The following is a 17,983-nucleotide window of genomic DNA, read 5'->3' as shown; positions in this document are numbered from 1 at the left end:
CCGTCACAGAGGTTTTATCGCCCGCACGAACTTGGCGGATCCAGCCATCACTGTCTCCGCCGCATTCCTGCTCATGTGGTAGTCGTGGAACCGTGAGCGATGCTGGCGGGGGAGCGCCAGGACAGCGCTTGTCCTGTATCCAGGCGATGTTCGGAGGTTCACGATGACGCTACCCAACGATGACACGTGGGATCCGGCCACCAAAGTAGGAGCCACCGCCACGATGGCGGCGGCGGCACGGGCCATCGCAACCAGGGACGGCATCATCGACGATCCTTTCGCCGAACCGTTGGTGCGCGCGGTCGGTGTGAACTTCCTAACGCGCTGGGCCACCGGTGATCTGGTCGCCTCCGAACTCGACGCCGAGGGTAGCCGCTGGGGCCTGGCGCAGATGCCCGCATCGATTGCAGCTCGCACCCGGTACTTCGACGAGTTGTGCGCCGACGCCGCAACCGCGGGCATCCGCCAAGCCGTAATCCTCGCTTCGGGCCTCGATGCCCGCGCCTACCGACTGAGCTGGCCTACAGGGATGACGGTGTTCGAGATCGATCAACCGGCCGTCATCGAGTCCAAAACCACGACGCTGGCCAAGCTCGTTGCCGAGCCGAAAGCCGATCTGCGCGCCGTCGCCATCGACCTGTGCGACGACTGGCCGGCCGCACTGGCAACGGCGGGTTTCGACACCAGTCGGCCCACGGTGTGGATCGCCGAAGGCTTGTTCGGCTATCTGGCACCCGAAGCCCAGGATCGGCTACTCGATACGATCGCGGCCTTGAGCGCGCCTGGCAGCCGACTCGGAAGTGAAGCCGTGCCCAACACCGCGGACATGGACCCCGATGCGGCGCGCGAACGGATGCGCGAGGCGACAGCCAAGTGGCGTGACCACGGTTTCGAATTGGACCTCAACGCAATCGCATTCGAAGGTGAGCGCCACGACGTCGGCGCGTACCTGGAAGCGCACGGTTGGACGTCGGTCGCAACTCCAATGGCCGAGTTGCTCGCCCGATACGGGTTGGGGCCCATCGCGCAGACCGACGATGATCGACAGACGATGAACGGCGTCACCTACTACACGTCAACGCTGAGCACGGACCGTTAGCGTTACCTGGCGCCGTCGATCACGTCTCCATCACGCGGCAATCCTGGCCGAATCCGCGCACCAGCCCGGGGGGTGGGCAGACGAGGGCCAGCACTGATTTACCAGATGAAAACGAGGTACCTTACCGGTAATCCTCCATATTCGATTCGTGCATATCCCTCCTTGCCTTTGGGCGCGGAGATCGGCTCAACAACCCGCAATCCGGGCACGGAAGGTGCACGGGAGTGTCTGGGGTCCGCGGATGGCTGGGTTTTCTCGCCACGTGGGGTCCCCGCAAAGTGCGGGATGGCGTGCCAGGAGTTGTTGGAGGGCTATGGCCGTTTGGAGGCGGGCTAATGGTGCCCCCAGGCAGTAGTGGGCCCCGTGGCCGAAGGTGAGCGGTGGGGGACCGGGCTGGTCTGTACGGAGTTGGTCGGGTTGGTCGAAGACGGTGGGGTCTCGGTTGGCCGCGGCCAAGACGACAAGCACGGAATCGCCTGGGTGGATGGCGATATCGCCGATGAGGTGGTCACGTGTGGCGGTGCGCGCCACGGCCTGCACAGGGCCATCTAAGCGCATCAACTCGGTGATCAACTGGTCGTCGACGGCCTCGATATTCTCGATGGGCCGATTGCCGTGTCGCGCCGGGGTGAGGAGGCGGATCGCCGCTGCGCCGAGCAAATTGGCGGTGGTTTCGTGACCGGCAATGGCAATGATGATCGCGGTGGTGACGACGTCGTCGAGTTCGAGAGCGAGGTCGGTCGCGATGACGCTGAGCAGGTCATCGCCAGGATGGTGGCGGCGGTCGGCCGCCAGCGGAAGAAATTCGATGAGCAGCGTGGCTAGGGCGTCTGTGCCGTTCTCGACGGCGATGGTGTCCTTCGAGTCGGTGAGCATTCGGGTGATTGCGGGGGACTCCTCGCGGAGGAGTCGGGCAGCGTCGACGTCGAGCCCCATCCAGGCTGCGGCCACCGCAACGGGTAAGGGTAATGCGATGTCAGTCATGAAGTCGAACTCGACGCCGGCGGGAATGGAATCAATCGCGTCTGCGGCCATCGTGGCGATGCCGTCGCGCAGGCGGGCGATGAAATTGCGGGTAAAGAAGTCTCGGACCGAGCCACGCAGTCGTCGGTGGTCGATGCCGTCAGTAAATAGCATGTTGCGGCGCAGGATGTCTGGATCTGTTGCCCGTAGGGCGGGTTGGGTGTTGGGGTTGGCAAGCGGGTTGCTGGTCCAGCCTGGCCCGGCCAGAATCTGTCGGGCCGGGTGGTAGCCCAGGATCAGCCAGGCTGCCGCGGTGTCGTTCCAAACCACATCGCCCTCGCGGCGGCACGCCTCATAGAACGGGTAGGGGTCCGCGGCATCCCAGGGCAGGCGCACCGCGGCTTGGACGTCAGGGGTGGTCATGATGGTCCAAGGCCCCGGGCAGGCCGCGCTCGCGCACCCAGGCGTGGTGCAGTTTTCCCAGCTCGGTGATCGGTTTGGTGACACCGTCGAGGTCGTCCATGATGGCTCGAATCGGCAGTGTGGCCTGCAAGCCGGCAGTCACACTGGCCCAGGCGAGTTGGATGCGACTGGTGAAAACCAACCATGGCGGAGGGGACATGCGGGCCACCACATGATTGGAGTCACGAATGTCGAACATCCCGCTGATCGTGCGTGCCGTGGCGTCGGGTGTGAAGGTCGCTGGTTCGGCCGCGGTATAGTCCACGGCTGCTGTGTCGATGATCCATTGCTGCAGATCGTCGGCGGTCAGGGACGAGTCGGTGCTTACCACACCCAGCTGAACCAGCAGGTCACGAAAGTCATCCTTTCGTTCCTCCATCGAAGCGCGTATGGCTGCTACCCAGAGCCGCCGCTGCTTCTCGGGGAAATGTTGGACGCAGCCGAAATCTAGGAAGCCGACGCTGCCGTCAGAGTTGAACCGATAGTTGCCCGGATGGGGATCAGCGTGCACCAAATTGCCGTGCCGGTAGTTGCCGTTGATGAAACGCGTGATCACCTCCGCCCAAATATTCTTGAGCTCCTGGCCGGCCTGCTGTGCGGCCGGGTAATCCATGCCGTCTAGGAAGGCCATTGTCAGCACGCGGTCGCTGGAAGCTTCACCTACGACCTGGGGGATGCGGATAAACGGGTGACCGCGGTAGAGCTCGCCGAACCGGGTGATGGTGGCCGCCTCGCGACGATAGTCGACCTCCTCGCCAATGCGCGCGGCGGCCTCGCTCGCGAGAGTCCGAATATCGACCTTGATCCCTGATGCCGCCGTGACAAACCGCATGAACGTTGCCAGGAGTTCGGTGTTGGCGAGATCGTCGCGGATCGCTTGAGCGACACCGGGATACTGGATCTTGACGACCACCTCGCGGCGGTCCGTCAGCACTGCCCGGTGCACCTGGCCGACCGATGCCGCGGCCATCGGCTCATCGGAGAATTCGGCGAAATATCGGACAGCAGAACCGAGTTCCTTTTCAAGTACTGCATGGACCAGTGTGGGGTGCATTGGTGGTGCGTCAGTTTGTAGCCGAGCCAGGGCTTTTTGATAGGGCCAGTATCCGCCGGTGCCTACTGCGCGGGCGTCGACCATTGACAGGATTTGGCCGGCCTTCATCAATACACCTTTGGAATGGCCCAGCAGTTCCGTGTAGCGCTCGGCGGTGCGCTCGTGAAACCGCTCGACAGCGCCGCTATCACCGGTGCTCTCCCGTAATCCGGCTACAAGCCGGCCTCCTGCAGCGCGGGCAGCGAACCCCGCCAGCGGCATGGTGCGCCGGAGGCGCCCGTGCGGCACCGATCTGTCGCCCTGTGCCATTGGGTCCTCTCGCAATACTCACCATCTGTAGTAAGCTCTTACCAAATGTAAGTGATCACTTTGGAGAGGTCAATGACTGCACCGGTGTCGACCCGGGAACGACTGGTCACCGAAGCGATGCGGCTGTTCAGCGCGAAGGGATTTGAAGCGACCAGTGTCTCCCAGATCGAAGCCGCCGCAGGTTTGGCCGCGGGCTCCGGCGCACTTTATCGCCACTTCAAGTCGAAGGACGCATTGCTCGACGCCGGCATCGATCGCCAGCTCGATCGCCGGCACGCGATGCGCGACATCCGTACACTGTTCGCCGGACTGGGCGACTTACATGCCGAACTGACCGTATTGGGCCGTTATCTGCTCAGCGTCATCGACGAAGAGATCCAACTGCTCCAGATCGCCGCCCGCACACCGGCGGGGCGATCGGCTCGCCTGGACACCGCCTACGCCGCACTCATCGATGGATTGAACGCCGAATTGGCCGACTGGATCGGTGCGTGGGCGCCAACGCTGGCGCCCGGTGATCGCGCCGTCCTCGCGGCGCTCGGCGTCAACGGCATTCTCGGAACACGCTTCGCCACAGGTCTTTTCCACCAATCCTCAGTACGCATTCCCGACGATCGGTATCTCAGCGAATGGACCGTGCTCCTCGCGACCCGTATCGATACAGTTCGATGATCCGCGCAGCCCCCGGCGTATTGACAGAGGGCAGGGCGCACTCAGTACGAGTCGCCAAATCATCGGCGTGCGATCGTACTGCGAAATCCATTGATGCACAAAATGCTAATCAATACGGCGCGCATGACTCGCAATCTTCCATACTCGATTCGCGCAAATTGTTTCGGCGCGACGTCGCCAGCGAGAGGACGTCAAGGCGGCGATCGCGCGCAGGATCCGGCACCTACTCACATGTCCCGGTGGCTCGCGGGGCAAGATTGGCACGTGCGCTTCTTTCAGGTCGATTGTTTCGCCGATCGACCCTTCGCCGGCAACCCGCACGCAGTGGTCCTGTTGAACTCACACTGGCCCGCGGTGGAGTGGCTGCAACAGCTGGCCGCGGAAGTAAACTTGCCCGCCACCGCGTTCGTCCGCCAGGCGCAGCCTCACCTAGGCCTGCGATGGTTTAGCCCGCATACCGAGCTCACGCTATGCGGCAGCGGCACCCTGGCGGCCGCCCATATCTTGTGGGAACTGGGAGAGCGGACCGAAACGCTCGGATTCACTACCTCCGCGGGCCTGCTTGAAGCACGTCTGCGACCCGATCACCGCATCACGTTGAATCTTCCAAGCGACGATCCCAGGCCCGTTCCAGTTGGGCCGGAACTCGTTGACGCGCTGGGCGTTAGGCCTCAGGCGGCGGCGCGGGGACGACTTGACCTGCTCGCCGAACTCGACTCAGCCGATGCTGTTCGCTGCATCAAACCTGATCTAGCATCACTGGCCATGCTGGAGGCACGCGGCCTTATCGTCACCGCACCTGGAGAGGCTGACATCGACTTCGTCTCACGCTTTTTCGCCCCGGCCGCGGGAATCGACGAGGACCCTGCGACGGCCTCAGCTCACTGCACACTTGGGGCCTACTGGTCAGCCAAGCTGAACAAGACCGCTCTGACTGGCCACCAGGCATCAGCGCGCGGCGGTTATATCGACGTGCACCTAAAAGGCGATCGCGTCGACCTGACCGGGAAAGCGGTAACCATCACGCGCGGCGAATTGACGATTTGAACGCAGCCGCGAGGCTACGGCCTCTCGGATCCGATCACTTCGCTGACTTCATCGGCGAGCCGGCGGCGGGCGGCTGTTCTATCGGCTGGATTGGACCGGCACGATCTCGGTGCGGGCGATGGCGGCGGCGCGCTCGGCGGCCAGCTCGGTACGTCGTGGATCGACCATGTAGCCATCAATCGCCTCCTGCGACGCCCATTCAAATAGCTGAATCTCCAGCGGCCAACCACCCGAGCCGTCGGTGCGATCCCGGCGCAAAACCTTCCCGCAGTGTTCAGGAACCAGCGCTAGGACGGTGTCCTCGTAGGCAGATAGGGCTTCATCCATACCCGGGCGCGGCCACAAAAACACGTACATCGTCAGCGACACATTCCGAGTGTGTGCGGCATTGAACGCTCGGCGGCTACTCATGTGAAGACCTTACGTTTCCGGTCTTCAGCTACGTGGTGACGTCGTCAAGTATTTAGCGTGGCTTGCATATTCGGCGATCATCTCAGTCGAACTACCCGACCAAGCTCGGCGTCGACTGCTCGACGAGGGACCCACCGTCACGGCCCGGGCCGGCCGTACTCGGTTCTCATTCACCTCTACAACGCCATCAACGACGTCGACCTCGCGCTACGCGCACTGTCGGATCTTCACGAGTACGTCTTGGTCCAGGCAAGCCTTTTTGCACGACACGATCGCGTCGAAGCGGGCCGCTAGCGCACCTAGCCCGGCCAGCGTCGGAATAGCTTCTCGGAGGCCCACGCCGGCCACGTCGGTGCGCCAATGACCGTGCCGGCGGTCAGTTGCGCGACTATCCGGGGCCCGTCGAGGCGTGAATTGTCGTAGATCGTTGCGGTGTCGGCGATCTCGATCGCATCGGCCACCAATTGCCACAATCGGCGGTGCCGTTCACGGATCTTGCCCTCGGGGACGTCGTGACCGCCGTGGCGGACGCGCCGCCGTACGCGTTCGACGGCGAGGCCCTCGGGGATCAGCATCACGTGCAGAGCAACGACGTAGCCCGCATCGTGGGCGGAGCGGATCAGCTCCAGCTTCGACGGATGGGAGAATACGGTCTCGGCGATGAACGAGACGCCAGCCTCGATCAGCTTGGCGCGGGTATCCGCCGCGATCCGCGCTGCATCGTAGGCGTGCACAGCCGGATCGTCGGGCCAACGCTGCTTGGCGATCTCGTCGGCGTTGACGAGCACGCTGCGTGGCAACAACGGCGCCAGCGTGAACGCGATGAACGTCGACTTACCAGCGCCGTTCGGGCCGACGACGAGGTCGAGCCGCTTCACCGACGCGTCGCGAAGTCATGGCTCATCCGTCGACGTCGACCACGGAGGTAGTGCCGTCGGGCCGGTACTCGACGATTTCGCCGTCGTCGTTAAGCGCCACTGTCGTGATGCCACGCGCTGACAGCAGGTCACCGTAATGGGCGGTCGCTAGCGACTCCTCGATAGCGGCCGAGATCTCTGCATTGAAGACAAGCCCCTCATCGTCGGACAGATGGTTGGTGTCCAGATCACCGGCCAGCGCGGCCTCAATACGGCGCCGCGAGGCGGTCTGATGACTCGACACCGCCCGGCCCACTCGAGCCCAGTGATCGAGTTGCTGCTTGGCCGACCGGCTCTGGCGAGCACCCTCAGCAGCGGCGCTGTCCACAAGATCGGCGGCGACCCGCGTGACGCGGTCGGCGACGTTCGTCATATCCGCACCTCCTGTAGCAAAATGCTACGCCTCGTAGCGGAATGCTACAAGGCGTAGGCCACTCGCTGCGGCCGCTTGCCGTCTATCACCGCGGCGTAAGTTCGTTCGGAGCCACGAACACCGCGGCGGCCTGCACCACTCACGTGGTTGGTTACGGTCGGGGCCGAGCGCGTAGGTCAGCCGCAACGTGACCCACACCACAGGAGACGCGGGGGAGAAGCCTATGAGAACGATCGCATACCGCCACCCGGCAGTCGCCGGCCTGGCCGCCGTCGCGCTAATCGCTGTGGGCTGCAGCAATGGCAAGAGCGTCGACGGGTCGGCACCACCTCAGGTCGGTGCGCACCCCATCTCCACGTCTACAACCCCGGCGCAGCCCACCGAGGTCAAGCTCATCGGGGAGAGCGATGTCGAGGTGACCCTGACCGGCCCGATCGCCGCCAAGTACTCGTCGGCAACCGAGGATCAGAAGAAGGCCCTCGGCAAGCCGCTGACGGGTGACCGCAACGCGGGAAAACGGGCGAGTGGCTTGGTATTCCAACAGTTTCAGGGCGGCGTGATCACTGCAAAAAACGACAAGCTCGGCACGCCCGCGTTTATCACCACCGGCAAGCTCCGGGAGGCATGGAATGTCCCGCGCGACCCGAGCGGCGTGCCCGCGATCACCGGCACTAACGGTTCGGCAGGTCCGCTGGGATTTCCGACCAGCGACGTGAACGCCGTCGACGATCTGCTCGTGTCGAACTTCGAGCACGGCACGATCGAGTACAACCCCAAGACCGGCCAGGTCGAGGTTACGGTAAACGGCAAAGCCGTACCATCTGGGCTGTAGAACGAATGAGGCGTTCATCAAACTGCAAATATTGCAGGTCTACGGCCACCGAAAAGCCTTGGGCGCCAAGCGAAATCTGTGGATATGTCCGCGGCCGGCAACGGGAGCGATGCAATATGCAGTATGGACTCTGTGGTCAGCGCCCGTCCAACACATGGTCTGAATTCATCAGGAAAAAAAGGAGTAGTTTACCGGTAACCCTCCATATTTGATTCGTGCATATTCCCCACGAGCCTCGGAGGTGGGATGGGCACTCGCGGTTCACCGCACCGGTGGCGAGCCGATCGCGGTAGTGATCAGGGGGAGGGCGCGGGCGCCGGGGGCTTGGCCGTTCCGGGCGAAGCCGCAGCGCCGTGCAGGCACTGCTGGTATTCCGGACTACCCGGGACGTTATCGGCACCGCAGTTGCAATCGTGAACTTGCGCGGGATTGCCAAGCGAATCGCAAAAATCGCTAGCCGGGGCCGATGGTGCGGCCCACATGACACCAGCGGTCAAGGCTGCCGCTAGACCACCGACCGTGGTTATCAATACTCTCGCCTTCACGTTGGACTCCTTTACTGCCGAAGCCGACGGCACTGTGCTGCGGCTCGTTGCGCTAGCCGAATAGTAGGGCTTTTCATCCTCCGGCATAAACCGCGAACCCACCACCCCGACGCCGGGGAGGTGGCCCTGACTGGGGCTGCCGCAGCAATGTGAAAACCGCGCTCACGTGGAACCGGTGATTGTCTTACAAAACGTCGTACACTGTTGCTATGGCTGACACGATTACCTTCCGGCCCGACGAGGACACCGCGAGGGCGCTGGAGGTTTTGACCAAAGACGGCACGGCTGTGTCCGCAGCCGTGCGATCTGCTCTTATCGATGCCGCACGCCGGAAGGCCAACGCGGCGATTCGCGCCGAGGCGGAAAGGCTTGCCGAAGACGAGTCCGACCGTGCTGAGGCCATGCAGGTGCTACGCGATATGGAGACGCTGCGTGCGTGGTGAGGTCTTTCGTTTGCATGCCTCGCGGGGGAGTCGCGGTCATGAGCAGTCCGGTTCCCGATACGCCGTAGTAGTCCAGTCAGATCAATTACCGCTGTCGACCTGGCTGGTTGCACCGACGTCTACGTCGGCTCGTGCCGCCAGCTTCCGACCCGAGGTTGAAATCGGCGGCGTGAACACCCGCGTACTTGCCGAGCAGACCGCAGCGGTCGACCCGGGCCGGCTCGGCAAGAGCGTGGGGTCCCTAAGCTTCGACGAAATGCGCCGCGTGGATGCAGCCCTACGCGTCGTCCTCGATCTATGAGCGCCGCGCAGCCACCAAAACATCGGACGAAAACAATTGGGGCAGCGCAAAACGGCGTGCATTACCGCATGGCCGTCTTGTACTGACGGGTAAAGCTTTTCGTGAGGCTGCGAATGTAGAGGCCCAACCCCGGCACGGCGGGATAACAGGAACGACATTCACGCTGACCTTGCCGGCTGCCGTTGATTGACAGCGGCGTTGGCCAAGGCTGGCTACAACAAATACGACTAGTCCCTTGGGGGCCACCGCGGATCGTCTCGCCATCGCCACCAACGGCGGCACCGACACCAAGCCGTAAACGGTCAACCGGGCACCTAAATGCTCTGCGAACGACCGACTTTCGCGGCGTTGTGGTGTAGAAAACGGCGCGAGGTTAACTTGACATAATGTCGCTTATCGGCATAACGCGGGCCAGCGCGTTCGCGCGAATGCACTGCCAGCCGCCCACATCGAGCGGCTCACCAGGCGGTTTGGAACGCCGGCGAGTTCTCCAAGCGCGTGACGAGACGCCCGCCCGGCGCGACCGGCGTGATGGTAGGCGTCAACGATGGCATTCACCTGTCCGCGGCCGGGCCACCGGTCGATACGGCACCGACCCTCTCCTCCCCGCCCATCGCCGTCAATACGTCACTGTGACGAATTATGGTGCAGCGCAGGGCTATTCGGATGCAGGCGGTCACCGCCCTAGTTCAACTTGTGCCCCCAGTGCTTGGGGCGCGTGCGGCGATGCGTGTCCGTCGACCAGAGGTGGCCGCAATCTGAGCACTGCAAGTGCACCAGGGTGCCCTTGTTGCTCAGGAGGTATTGCCAGTGCGTATCGCAGTTGCGGCTACTTCGGCACTCACCGCATTTGGCGCCGTGTTCGCAGCGCGGGCAAGGCAGCCATGCGCGGCGGCCACGGTCGGCGGTCGGATCAATCGGTAACACGAGCAGTCGTCCGTTCGGGCAGCACGCCGGCGCGGACCAACTCGTCATAGACCCGTTGCTGCTCCTCGTCCAGGTTCGAGTACAGCATTTCGTAGGCCTTCTGTTCCGCGCCGAGCACCGCGATCGGGTCATAGTCGTCACCGATCGCGGCGAACATCGCGCTGCGTCTGCGCGCCTCGTCGAGTGTCAGGTCATAGGCGAAGTCGAGGTCGGCCATCGCGCTCCCAGCCATTAGATAGATAAGCAAACGAACGGCCAGCATGACCCGTTCGGCACTGATCGGGCTATGACCCGCGTCACTGTCGTCGGTTGACATTCGTCACACCGGGGGTCCTGTCCCCCGTCCGCCTTCCCCCGCCCACCGCCGGGCAATACGTCACAGTGACGAATAGTGTTGCGCTGCAGGGTCATTGACGACGCATCGTCGATCGTCCGCCTAGCCCGGCGCGACCACCCGCGGCGGAAAGTACATCTCTTGTTCCACCGTGCACACCAGTGCGCCGCTGCGGTTGAACATCGTCCCACTGGCCAGCGCCAGCGAACCAGCGCTGCTCGGCGACGACCGATCGTAAAGAAGCCAATCCGACAACACCGCCGAACCGTGGAACCACACGGAATGATCTCGCTGCGCCGACGCCCCGACACCACCGCGTGCCGCATATGCCGGCTCGGTCAACGTCACCGCCGACAGATAGGCCACCAGGCTGGCGGTCAGCACTGGATCATCGGGAACCTGCCCTTCGGGTCGCCACCACATTCGCGCCCGCGCCGGTGGAGCGACCTCGGTGTCGATGATCCGGCGCTCGAACCAGCGCAGGCTCGCCCACCGCCCTTGGGAGCTCTCGTCGGACTCGGCCAGGTGTGGCGCTACCCACGGCAGGGACTCCGGGCTGGGAACCTTTGGCATGGGTGGTTGGTAGACGACCTGAGCGGGTGCCGAGTCGGTGGCTTTGAACGAGGACATCGCTTCCATCAGAACCTTGTCGTCTTGGCGCGCAGTGACCCGTCGCGCCGAGAAAGTCCGGCCCTCTTGGAGGTCGACAACTTCGAAGTCCACCGGCCGACGTGAATCGCCGGGGCGGAGAAAGTACGTGTGGACGCTGTGCGGTAGGCGACTCGGCGCGGTGCGGCTTGCCGCCAATAAGGCCTGAGCCGAAATATGCCCGCCCAGAATGTGGTTGGCGGGCGCGGGCAGCTGCTGCCCGACGAAGAGCCACTGGCCGACCCTTTCGAGTTCCAATGTGGCGAGCACGTCGCCGAGCGAAGATGACATCGATTCGTATCTTGCCGGATCGCTTCTCAGGCGCTGAGGCGCCGGTACCGCGCGAGCCGCCGGAGAGCCTGCGCCGACGCCCGTCCCGACGCGGGCTGCAGCGCGCCGTCAAGTCGCGTACGGACACCGTCGATGTCGAGGTCCATCCCGATCGCCACCAGGCAGTTGGCCATAGTCCCCTGCGGCGCCTTACCGATATGGATTGCGCTACCCACCATGTTGACGACGTAGTCGTGGACGGTCGTGCGGTGCCGCACCGCCACGACGCCTTTCAGCCTGAACACCCGCGCCGGTGGATCTTCGAGAAGGTCGAACAGGGCATCGGGGTCGACGCAACCAGGGCTACTGACGGTAACGGCATCCGCATGGACGTGGTCATGGTCATGGTCGCGGTCGTACTCCAGATCTAGAAACGAAAGCTGCCCGACCTGTCCGGACGTTGCGGACGCGTCGAAGAGTAGCCCTCGATCTATCCGACCACCCGTCGTGCCCGCGACATGTACGCGCGGGTTACGTTGCGCCGCACGCTGTGTGACGCGTCGCACCACCGCTGACCGGTCGCCCTCAGGCACCTGGTCAAGTTTGTTGACGACAATCAGCGACGCCGCGCCGTAGCGGACGGGCGACAGTGCGCCGCAGTCGACGGTGTCGAAATGGTTCACGGCATCGATGACGTCGATGAGCCCGCCCGGTCGAACTCCGCGGATCTCACTGAAGGCGATGAGCCGCGCTATTGCGACCGGATCGGCAAGACCGCTGGCTTCTACGATGATGGCGTCGAGGCGCCGAACTGGGTCGGCGAGCTTGATAAGTGCGTCATCGAACCCACCACCGTCGGGCAGGCAACAAATGCAGCCCCCGGCGATCGAGGCGGGCTCGTCGACCTGGCCGGCCACCAAACCGGCGTCGACGTTGATGTCGCCGAAGTCGTTGACCACCACGCCGATTCGCGTGTCAGGTTGGCGTAACAGGTGGTTGAGCAACGTCGTCTTGCCGGCTCCGAGATGACCGGTGAGCGCGATGACGGGTATCGCAGTCAAGCCTCACCCTCCACATCGCCGTCCAGACCTCCCGAATGCTAACCGGCGCGGCAGGCACGATCTGTCGCCCGGGGGGGTTCTGCGACGTATACCGTCTGCGCCAATCCCGCCAGGCCAGCTCGATTACGTCTCCAGCAGCCCTCTCGCCTACAGTCCGCATATACAGTTAATTATCAGAAATAGCTCCGCATCTGCGGACAGATATGGCCGTAGACTCCTATTCGGCGGCTAACCGAGTGGGCCCCGACCGGAAGGAGCTGGCGGTGCTTTGCCTCGACGGCGAGACGCGGGTGCGGCACGGGCCCGCCTGGACGGGCCGACGATGACGGCCCCGATCTGGATGGCCTTCCCACCGGAGGTCCATTCGACGCTGTTGTTCAGCGGGCCAGGACCCGGGCCACTGCTGGCCGCGGCCGGCGCGTGGAGCGCGCTGAGCTCCGCGTACGGATCCGCGGCGAGCGAGCTCACCGCCATCCTCGGCGAGGTTCAGGCCGGTCCTTGGGCGGGGCCGACCGGCGCGCAATACGTTGCCGCGCATGTGCCCTATCTCGCCTGGCTGCTGCAGGCGAGCGCGGACAGCGCCGGCATGGCCACCCAACACGAGGTGGCCGCGACGGCGTACACGACGGCGTTGGCCGCGATGCCCACGCCGGGCGAGCTGGCCGCCAACCACGCCATGCATGAAGTGCTGGTGGCGACGAACTTCTTTGGCCTGAACACAGTTCCGATCGCGCTGAACGAGGCCGACTACTCGCGGATGTGGGTCCAGGCCGCGACGACGATGACCGCCTACCAGGCGGTGTCGACCACGACGGTTGCCGCTGCCCCGCGCGCCACGGCAGCGCCGCAAATCGTGCACGCGGACATGGGTTCCGGGAGCATGAATTCGGGTTCCGGAATGAGCGGCGGCTCGGGGATGAGCGGGGGCAACCCCTACATCATGGGAACCTCACTCCCCCAGAATCTGCAGGAGTGGCTGCAAGCGCTGATTCCCTTCAATCCCTTTTCGCCGCAGGGCTGGTCGATGCACCCGAGCCTGTCGATGTTCCTTTCGCGCGTGGAGACCCTGATCCCCATGTACGCGCACAATCCGGCGCAACTGTTCGAGACGATCGTGATGCTCGCTCTGCAGTTTGTGATCCACCGAACGCTGGTGCTCATCAACCTTCTTCTGTTCAACCCGGCGGGGCTGCTGAGTTTCTTCCTGAGCAATCCGATCTACACCCTCGGGCTGGTCACCCCGGTCCTGGTGGTGCCCGCCGGAGCGGTAGCCGGCCTGGCGGGGCTGGCGGGCCTCGCCGCGCCGGCGCCCGTCCCCGCGGGGACTCCGATCCCCTTACCGGCCACTACGATTCCTCTGACTCAGCCCCCTTCGGTTCCGGCGGTGACCACCGCACCGACGGTCAGCTCCGCCCCGTTGCACGCGTCCGCTCCGGTCCTGGCGCCAACACCGGCCGCGGCCGCAGCGCCGGCTGCCCCACCCGGACCGCCCCCGTCGGTCGTCGGTCCGGAAAGTGCCATGGACGCACAGGCTTTCGTGTCGCCGTACCTCGTGGGTACGCTGGGCGCCGACTCGGACGTCAGCGTCGCCGGCAAAAGCCGAAAGGCGGCCGTGGCCACCGTCGCGACCGAGGCCAGCGCGCCGGCTGGGGTGGCAGAGCGGCAACAGCTGCGGCGGCGTCGAGAATCGGCACCCCGCCGCATGCACCGCGGTTACCGCTACGAATTCCTGGACGCCGAGCCCGAATTCACAGTCGCGAGTGATGCCGCTCTAGCTGCCGCGTCGGTCTCGGACCAAGGGGCGGGGCCGCTGGGCTCTGCGGGCATTGCGGCCACACAGAGCGCCGCCGGACTGACCAGGCTGGCCGGCGACGGATTCGGCGGCGGACCGGCGGTCCCGATGCTGCCGGGTGGGCCATCGTCGACTGAGCGCTGATCAGTCACCGGGCGCTGACCAGTGCACCACCTTCATGGCGGTCATCTCGTCGAGGAGTTCGGGCCCAAAGCCGAATCCCGTGCCGCTGGCGCGCCGGGGCTCGGAAGCTCCGCCCGGCGCCCCGCCGAACACGGCGTTGACCTTCACGGTCCCCACCGGAAGGCTGCGCCATGCCTCCTGGGCATGCGCCATGTCGCCGGTCAGCACGGTGGCGGCCAGGCCGTAGCGGTCGTCGGCGGCTTCGGTCAGCGCGGCGGCGAAGTCCGGCACCACCCGGACCGGCGCGACCGGGCCGAACGTCTCCTCGCGCATGATCAGCATGTCGGGCGTGCAGTCGGTCAGCACCGTGGGCGGATAGAACGAGCCCGGCCCGGGTTTCGGCTCGCCGCCCACCAGCAGGTGGGCGCCGGCTCGCGTGGCGTCTTGGACGTGCGCGTGCACGTGCTCACGGTGCCGCTCGTCGACCAGCGGTCCGATGCGGTCGGCCCACGAAATCGCCTCGTCGATCAACGCATTGAGGAAGGCGTCCGCGATCGACTGCACGACAAACACCCGCTCCACCGAGACGCAGATCTGCCCGGCGTTGGCGAAGGCGCCCAGCGCGGTCTGGCCGGCCGCCCAGGCCGGGTCCACACCGGCGTCGACGATCAGGGCGTCATTGCCGCCATTCTCGAGCAGTGCCTTGGCGCCGCGTTCGGCACAGGCCCGCGCGATCTGTCGGCCGGTCGCGCTGCTGCCCACGTGCGCGACGACATCGACCAACTCCGCGGCGGCCAGGTGCTCCCCGACGGTCCCGTCTCCGTCCAGGATCTCGAGCACGCCCTCGGGCAGCCGGGCGGCCAGCAGTTCGGCGAAGCGCCGGCCGGTCCGGGGGGAACGCTCGCTGGGCTTGTGCACCACGGTGTTCCCGGTCACCAGCGCCGCGCCCAGCAGTCCGGCCGCCACCGCGACCGGATCGTTCCACGGGGTGATCACCGCGACCACACCACGCGGCTGCGGAACCATCAGATCGGTGGCGGACCATCCGCCCTGCAGGGCGTGGCCGCGATGCAGCGGCCCGAGTTGGGCGTACTGCAACAGCGTGCCGAGTCCGGCGTCCACACCGCCGCGTGCGTCGCCGCGCAACTTGCCCGTTTCCCGCTCGTTGAGTTCGGCGAGCTCGTCGGCCGCGGCCCGGACGTCGTCCGCTGCGGCCGCGATGGCGGCGGCCCGTTCGGCCGGCGGCGTGCGGGCCCACGCGTCGGCCGCGGCGGCGGCGCGCCGGACCGCTTCGTCACAGTCGGCCGGCTCGGTGATGGGCACCTGGGTGACGGTGTCGCCAGTGCGCGGGTCCAGGACGCTGATGATCTTGGTAAGGGTCGAAGCCACGCCTGCGGATTACCCTGTCCCCTGGCCGACCAATCAGCCGCCGGCAAGCGTCGCAGCTCAGCGACGCGAAGACGCCCCGAGACACAATCGGGACGCTGTATGGTCAGCGTGTCCACCGACGGAACGGATCGAGGGCATCGATGGCAAACAGGTTCCCCGACAACGCCTTTACCTCGCGACAGGCGGTTGACCCAGGCCTGCGGAAGGTTGCCCCCTTCCTGCCCCGCGGGTATGCCCTGCACCGCGGGCTCAAGGTTCAACGGGCGATCATGAATTTCCTCGGTAACACGGGGCGACTGCACGACGTGCCGGAAGCGACGGTCAACGAGCACGTCATGGTCCGCCTGCATCATCCCGACCCCCATCGGAATCCGGCGCCTGCCCTGCTGTGGATCCATGGCGGCGGCACCGTCATGGGCCATGCCTCCCAGGACGACAAATACCTCCGCAAGCTGGCTCACGGCACGGGAGTGGCGATCGCGGCCGTCGAACACCGACTGGCCCCCGAGCACCCGTACCCGACCCCGCTCGAAGACTGCTACGCGGCGCTGCAGTGGCTCGCGCGTCAGCCCTGGGTCGACCCGGACCGGATCGCCGTGGGCGGCGCCAGTGCGGGAGGACATTTCGCGGCGGCTCTGGCGCAGCGGGCTCACGACCGCGGCGACGTCAAGCTGGCCTTCCAAATGCTGGTGTATCCCATGCTCGACGACCGGACCGGAGCCGACCACCGCAGCCAGAAGCGCATCATGTGGACCGGGACCGACAACCAGCTGGCCTGGCGCTGGTACCTCAACGGCGCCGACCCCCGAGAAGCCGCTCCGGCGCGCCGGGACGATTTGTCCGGCCTGCCGCCGGCGTGGATCGGCGTCGGGACGCTGGATCTGTTCTATGACGAGTGCCTGGAGTACGCGCGACGCCTGCGCGCGGCGGGCGTTGCGGTGCACGAGGAGATCACCCCGGGCGCGTTCCACGCGTTCGACCAGATCGTGGACAAGGCACCGGTGTCGCTGCGGTTTTTCACCAGCCAGTGCGCTCACCTGCGGGATGCCCTCGCCGCATCCGCGGCCTAACCGACGGCGACGCGGCTTCCCGTCCAAAGGCGAGATGACGGGCCGCGCCTTTTGACTGCAAAGTGTGCAGAATGTGCAACTATGGAGGCCGTGGTCGTCAATCAGATGGGTCTGCGTGAGCGCCGGCGACGCCAAACCAGCGCGGACATCCGCGATGCCGCGGTGCGCCTGACGCTGGAACGCGGATACGACAAGGTCACGATCGACGAGATCTGCGCCGAAGCCGGGATATCGACGCGCACCTTCTTCAACTACTTCCCCAACAAAGAGTCCGCGCTCGCCTACGGCCCCTCGGACATCCCCCCCGAACTGGTGGCGGATTTCGTCGCCGCCGGCCCGGCGCCCTATTCGGTGGTGCTGGCCGAGCTGATCACGCTGGCCGCGCACCACCTTCGCGACGTGCCTCCGCGGCGCGAACACGCGGCCCACATGTTGGAACTCGCCAAGACCTCGCCGGCGGTCTTGGCCGCGTTTCTCGCCGATCTGGAACGGTTCCAGACTCATCTGACCGACGTGGTGGCCCGCCGCCAGGGCATGCGGCCGGATGACGAGATCGTCGCGCTGATCGCCGCGCTGGCCCTGACCGCGGTGCGCTCGGGCATCGAACGCTGGTCGAAGGGAGAGGCGGGCGATGACGACGACACGCCGATGCCGCACGTAGAACGCGCCGCCGCGCTGGTCAACAGCATCTTCACCGAGTGATTTGAAACACTGAGAGCAATTGTTGCATGGTGTGCAACATATGCACAGTATGTACTATGCTCTCTCTGCGGTACTCGAGAACGCCTTCGCATCACATGGCACGTGTCGGCACCGGGGGCGACTACCGGTGTTCTCGGGATGCCGTTGCTCTGAGACCGTCGAACTTTCACAGACCATGCTCACCGTCGAAACCGTTGCGGTGCACCGTCAGTCGTTGCGCACAACTAGCCACATCATGA

General features: G+C 65.1%; 18 protein-coding genes. 9 read left to right on the top strand and 9 right to left on the bottom strand.

The window, feature by feature from the left end; translation table 11 throughout:
• Positions 1-163: 163 nt before the first annotated feature.
• Positions 164-1,099, top strand: a complete 936-nt coding sequence (locus U8D42_RS08365; RefSeq protein ID WP_322860689.1) for an SAM-dependent methyltransferase — start codon at positions 164-166, stop codon at positions 1,097-1,099.
• Between the two features lie 186 nt (positions 1,100-1,285).
• Here U8D42_RS08365 and U8D42_RS08360 read toward each other — a convergent pair whose 3' ends face one another.
• Together U8D42_RS08360 and U8D42_RS08355 are read right to left on the bottom strand one after the other, a co-directional pair.
• A complete protein-coding gene (locus U8D42_RS08360) occupies positions 1,286-2,485 on the bottom strand; it encodes a cytochrome P450 (RefSeq protein WP_322860688.1) in 1,200 nt (399 codons plus the stop codon).
• Complete coding sequence (locus U8D42_RS08355; RefSeq protein WP_322860687.1) at positions 2,472-3,887, bottom strand: ABC1 kinase family protein; 1,416 nt, start codon at positions 3,885-3,887, stop codon at positions 2,472-2,474. The genes U8D42_RS08360 and U8D42_RS08355 overlap by 14 nt, the downstream gene beginning before the upstream one ends.
• 72 nt (positions 3,888-3,959) lie before the next feature.
• Between U8D42_RS08355 and U8D42_RS08350 the strand changes: the two genes are divergently transcribed.
• Together U8D42_RS08350 and U8D42_RS08345 are read left to right on the top strand one after the other, a co-directional pair.
• Complete coding sequence (locus U8D42_RS08350; RefSeq protein ID WP_322860686.1) at positions 3,960-4,559, top strand: TetR/AcrR family transcriptional regulator; 600 nt, start codon at positions 3,960-3,962, stop codon at positions 4,557-4,559.
• Positions 4,560-4,823: 264 nt separating this feature from the next.
• A complete protein-coding gene (locus U8D42_RS08345) occupies positions 4,824-5,606 on the top strand; it encodes a PhzF family phenazine biosynthesis protein (protein ID WP_322860685.1) in 783 nt (260 codons plus the stop codon).
• A gap of 78 nt (positions 5,607-5,684) precedes the next feature.
• On the opposite strand, the gene U8D42_RS08340 is transcribed toward U8D42_RS08345, so the two are convergent.
• The 3 genes from U8D42_RS08340 to U8D42_RS08330 form a co-directional block, all read right to left on the bottom strand.
• The gene (locus tag U8D42_RS08340) at positions 5,685-5,975 is read right to left on the bottom strand and encodes a hypothetical protein (protein ID WP_322860684.1); all 291 of its coding nucleotides are present in this window, start codon (positions 5,973-5,975) and stop codon (positions 5,685-5,687) included.
• Positions 5,976-6,316: 341 nt separating this feature from the next.
• Positions 6,317-6,895: a zeta toxin family protein gene (locus U8D42_RS08335; RefSeq protein WP_322860683.1), complete on the bottom strand. Its 579-nt coding sequence runs from the start codon at positions 6,893-6,895 to the stop codon at positions 6,317-6,319.
• A gap of 22 nt (positions 6,896-6,917) precedes the next feature.
• Entirely contained in the window at positions 6,918-7,307 is a 390-nt protein-coding gene (locus U8D42_RS08330; RefSeq protein WP_085239932.1) for a TA system antitoxin ParD family protein, read from the bottom strand.
• Between the two features lie 223 nt (positions 7,308-7,530).
• Between U8D42_RS08330 and U8D42_RS08325 the strand changes: the two genes are divergently transcribed.
• The 3 genes from U8D42_RS08325 to U8D42_RS08315 all read left to right on the top strand — a co-directional run bounded on the left by U8D42_RS08325 (position 7,531) and on the right by U8D42_RS08315 (position 9,428).
• The gene (locus U8D42_RS08325; RefSeq protein WP_322860682.1) at positions 7,531-8,139 is read left to right on the top strand and encodes an LGFP repeat-containing protein; all 609 of its coding nucleotides are present in this window, start codon (positions 7,531-7,533) and stop codon (positions 8,137-8,139) included.
• A gap of 754 nt (positions 8,140-8,893) precedes the next feature.
• The gene (locus U8D42_RS08320) at positions 8,894-9,127 is read left to right on the top strand and encodes a hypothetical protein (protein ID WP_065446892.1); all 234 of its coding nucleotides are present in this window, start codon (positions 8,894-8,896) and stop codon (positions 9,125-9,127) included.
• Complete coding sequence (locus tag U8D42_RS08315; protein ID WP_065446894.1) at positions 9,117-9,428, top strand: type II toxin-antitoxin system PemK/MazF family toxin; 312 nt, start codon at positions 9,117-9,119, stop codon at positions 9,426-9,428. Before U8D42_RS08320 ends, U8D42_RS08315 begins: the two co-directional genes overlap by 11 nt.
• 913 nt (positions 9,429-10,341) lie before the next feature.
• Here U8D42_RS08315 and U8D42_RS08310 read toward each other — a convergent pair.
• The 3 genes from U8D42_RS08310 to U8D42_RS08300 all read right to left on the bottom strand — a co-directional run bounded on the left by U8D42_RS08310 (position 10,342) and on the right by U8D42_RS08300 (position 12,668).
• Positions 10,342-10,617 (bottom strand): DUF6400 family protein, encoded by a 276-nt coding sequence (locus tag U8D42_RS08310; RefSeq protein ID WP_420845651.1) that lies wholly within the window; start codon positions 10,615-10,617, stop codon positions 10,342-10,344.
• Positions 10,618-10,791: 174 nt separating this feature from the next.
• Entirely contained in the window at positions 10,792-11,628 is an 837-nt protein-coding gene (locus U8D42_RS08305) for an acyl-CoA thioesterase (protein ID WP_322860681.1), read from the bottom strand.
• 26 nt (positions 11,629-11,654) lie between these two features.
• Positions 11,655-12,668 (bottom strand): CobW family GTP-binding protein, encoded by a 1,014-nt coding sequence (locus tag U8D42_RS08300; protein ID WP_322860680.1) that lies wholly within the window; start codon positions 12,666-12,668, stop codon positions 11,655-11,657.
• A gap of 322 nt (positions 12,669-12,990) precedes the next feature.
• On the opposite strand from U8D42_RS08300, the gene U8D42_RS08295 reads away from it, so the two are divergent.
• Positions 12,991-14,604: a PPE family protein gene (locus tag U8D42_RS08295; RefSeq protein ID WP_322860679.1), complete on the top strand. Its 1,614-nt coding sequence runs from the start codon at positions 12,991-12,993 to the stop codon at positions 14,602-14,604.
• Here U8D42_RS08295 and U8D42_RS08290 read toward each other — a convergent pair whose 3' ends face one another.
• Positions 14,605-15,948 (bottom strand): aldehyde dehydrogenase family protein, encoded by a 1,344-nt coding sequence (locus tag U8D42_RS08290; protein WP_322860727.1) that lies wholly within the window; start codon positions 15,946-15,948, stop codon positions 14,605-14,607. It lies immediately after the preceding gene.
• Positions 15,949-16,112: 164 nt separating this feature from the next.
• On the opposite strand from U8D42_RS08290, the gene U8D42_RS08285 reads away from it, so the two are divergent.
• Entirely contained in the window at positions 16,113-17,042 is a 930-nt protein-coding gene (locus U8D42_RS08285; RefSeq protein ID WP_322860678.1) for an alpha/beta hydrolase, read from the top strand.
• Positions 17,043-17,123: 81 nt separating this feature from the next.
• Positions 17,124-17,744, top strand: coding sequence for a TetR/AcrR family transcriptional regulator (locus U8D42_RS08280; protein ID WP_085239919.1), 621 nt, complete (start codon positions 17,124-17,126; stop codon positions 17,742-17,744).
• Positions 17,745-17,983: the final 239 nt, after the last annotated feature.

The sequence above is a fragment of the Mycobacterium europaeum genome (assembly GCF_034555895.2).
Lineage (GTDB): Bacteria > Actinomycetota > Actinomycetes > Mycobacteriales > Mycobacteriaceae > Mycobacterium > Mycobacterium europaeum.
Note: the sequence above shows the minus strand (reverse complement) of the source record. Positions and strands in the feature narration are given on the sequence as shown.